General features: G+C 32.3%; 1 protein-coding gene. It reads right to left on the bottom strand.

All coding sequences use genetic code 11. From position 1 onward, the window contains the following. Positions 1 to 112: 112 nt before the first annotated feature. A complete protein-coding gene (locus HPY60_11765; GenBank protein ID NPV51852.1) occupies positions 113 to 2437 on the bottom strand; it encodes an AAA family ATPase in 2325 nt (774 codons plus the stop codon). Positions 2438 to 2900: the final 463 nt, after the last annotated feature.

The raw sequence follows: 2900 nt of genomic DNA, 5'->3' as shown, positions 1-2900 counted from the left end.
AGGTCCTTGATATTTCCGGTACGTAAATACCTACCTTTAAAAAGAACTTGGCTTACCGTATGCCAGATTAAGGATATTTATTATATAGAATAGATGTTTTTGTATGGCTATATTATTGGTCAGGTTTCTTATATTTTTTGATTTTACTTCTAATTGCTTCATATCGTACAATTTCTTCATTTAAATTGTGTGGCTCTGGTTTCTTGTATGCATATTTATCACTATGTGTATGTCCTTCCATGTAGCGACAACATTGATCAAAACTATCTTGTAATTCTGCAATAAGTTCCGTGTCGAAATATACGTTTGATAATGAATCGATACTTACTCTCTCATTGAATCTTTGAACTACATTTTTAAACAGGTCATTAATAACCAAAACTTCATAACAAGTTCTTAATGCCGTAAAACCAGACTTTAATAAAAACTCTCGTTGTGCTGGTGGACACTCATCTTTTTTGGCTTCAGCATAATATTTTTTTGCCGGTTCTGCATTTCTATACTCTTTTTCATATGATGGTGAATTGTTTAACCATACCTGGCCGGGTTTGCCATCTCGATTTTCGACCCAATGACAAGTGAACTTTACCTTTAGGTCCGAACAATTTCCAATTAATGCTGATACAAATACAAGGTCGTGAGTGAAAATAATGGTCTGCTTATAGCAAGATTCCTGAACTAATCTTTTAGCAATCTCACTTTTTCTAAAATCATCTAATGATGTAACGGGGTCATCAAAAATAATCCCTCTATTCACTTCCGATAACTGCATTTCAGCAATAAAGTCAGCAAGTGCTATTACTTTCTGTTCACCTTCGCTCAGTATTGAATTTGGTGTTCTCCCCATTAATTTTAGTTGTCTGTAAGACTTACCTGCAGATCCTTTGTGATTAACGTCGATACCAAAATTTCCGTTTAATTTCCTACATTCATCATTGAATGCATCTATATACTTTTGATTAAAATATATATCCGATAGTGATTTTTCGGTATCAGTTATCTTTCGTTTAGCAAAATTAGCTTTACCTGCTTTATTATTCCAAATCAAATTGTTAACATAATTCTCTAACTTTAATATGTGCATGTTAAATTTCTCTTTGTGTTCCAAAAGTGTTTTTGCTTTAGCCAGTTTTTCTACTGCCTCGTATTGCTCATCACCTTTGAGCGTTATAATTGAATCATCAATAGATTGTTCAATAATGCCATATTCACTAATATTGATTTTTAGTTCAGTCCTATTGTTTGCAGTTTTATTTCGAATATCATTAATGATATTTATGGATAGTATTTTTTGCTCAGTTAGTTTTTGCTTAAATGCTTCTAATACTTTTGGGTATTTTTCTGAAAGCCACATTGTAAGAATATTTTCATCATGGAATAAATCAAAGTTTAACTTCTCAAAAGCTAATTTTTCTTTATTAAGCGTTTCCTGCGCTTTTCTTGCATTTTCTTCAGCTACACTTTTTACAAATATCCAATAATTACCGATTAGTTTTCTAGCTTCTTCTGAAAGTTGTTGTTGGCACAATTCGGGATAATTAGTGCCGTCGGATTTCTGGCTTTTTGCAAAAGCTTCGGCAGATACAATGAAACTTTTCCATTCTTTGGTGCCTATTCCTTTTATTCTATCTGTACTAAAATTTTCTATTCCTTCTTCTTTTGCTAGAGCTTCCTTGTTAATGCAGTCGGTAATTTCATTAGTTATTTTGGCTAGATAATCTGCCGTAAAATATTTATTAATAGATTCAATTGCCTTTTTATTGCCACCTAAGAGTTTTTTGACGTTTTCTAGGTTGCTAATCTCCTTATCTTTTCCTTTTAAGGTTAGAAGCAACTCATCATATTGCTTTTGTATTTGTTCTTTCTCCACTTTATCCTCATTAGAAAAAGGGATATATTTTTGGAAATCCTCAATAGTAGTATTAATTGAAAGGTTCTGGACTACATTTTTTATTTCGGATTCACCTTCAAACCAGAGTCCAAAATCATTTTCAGATTGTTTATTTTGGATTTCCGTATTAAGCTTTTGTTCCACCCTTTTAATTGCTTCAGTATAATCTGAAAAGAATCTTAATCCTGCCGGTCGAAAATCAAATTCATTTTTCTCTGCTAATTGTTGTAGCAAACCTTTACCATCAAATACTGAGAACTGCTCAAATTCAGCTTTGTCTTTATCCGCATACAGCAAAGGAATATCAGTGTTGTTTGAGGTAAATGTGAATTTTGCATTGATGGGTTTACTATTACTAACACGGACATTTGGCAAGATTTCCTCAGGTGCTTTTGAATAAAAAACCTGCTTAAATAACCTTACATATCCCGATTTCCCAGAACCATTAGTTCCATAAATAATAGTTAAATTAGGGTTAAATTCAATGGTTTGTTCTTCTAGTAAGGCATTTACACCTTCAACATTTTCAAGTTTTGAAAAAAGCAAATCTGGTTTGTAATCTCCTGTATTTTCGGCATTGTATCCGATTACAATTTCGGGCTTTTCAGTTTTGTCTTTTAGGTCTAGGTCTTCAAGTAAGTATGCATACGATGTATAAACGTCAGGATCAGATATTGAATTTCCCGACAAAATCCTATCAGCAAGGTATTTTGCCCAGTATGGAAGTTTATTAGCAAATTCCCTAACTTTATTTTCTAGGGTTTCAATTGTTTCTTTCATTGTTTCCTCTTACCCCCTTATTTCAAACTTATTTTTTAATTCGCAAACAGGCTCCGGGATATAAGAAATAAAACAATCAATCCATATTTATAATACGTTTGCATGTTTACTATACATAATTATCCATTTCATCATAATTCGCGTAACTCCTTCAAAAAATGAATTATGAAAACTAAAAACATGTATGTATTTACCTATGGGCATGTTGTCATATAGCAGGATTCTCCTC

Source organism: Methanofastidiosum sp. (assembly GCA_013178285.1).
Classification (GTDB): Archaea; Methanobacteriota_B; Thermococci; order Methanofastidiosales; family Methanofastidiosaceae; genus Methanofastidiosum.
Note: the sequence above shows the minus strand (reverse complement) of the source record. Positions and strands in the feature narration are given on the sequence as shown.